This window comes from Lysinibacillus sp. GbtcB16 (assembly GCF_019091145.1).
Taxonomy (GTDB): Bacteria; Bacillota; Bacilli; order Bacillales_A; family Planococcaceae; genus Lysinibacillus; species Lysinibacillus fusiformis.
In genome coordinates, this window is the sequence record NZ_JAGXJV010000834.1 from 1 (window position 1) to 238 (window position 238).

The following is a 238-nucleotide window of genomic DNA, read 5'->3' on the forward strand; positions in this document are numbered from 1 at the left end:
CCTGCCATTCAATTAAGTGAAAAGATTAGTGAGCTATTAGGAGATGATTATGTCGTCTTTTACTCGAACAGTGGTTCTGAAGCGAATGAAGCTGCCTACAAAATCGCTCGACAATATCATCAACAAAAAGGACATGTCAATCGAACGAAGATTATTTCTCGTTATCTCGCTTATCATGGGAGCTCAATGGGGGCCTTAGCGGCAACTGGACAAGCTCAGCGAAAATACAAGTATGAGC

At 42.0% G+C, this 238-nt stretch carries 1 protein-coding gene; it reads left to right on the plus strand.

Features of this window, described 5'->3' with window-relative positions; all coding sequences use genetic code 11:
• Positions 1–238 (plus strand): aminotransferase class III-fold pyridoxal phosphate-dependent enzyme (locus KVT27_RS26035; protein WP_217582317.1); only part of this gene is annotated, 238 nt, incomplete at both ends.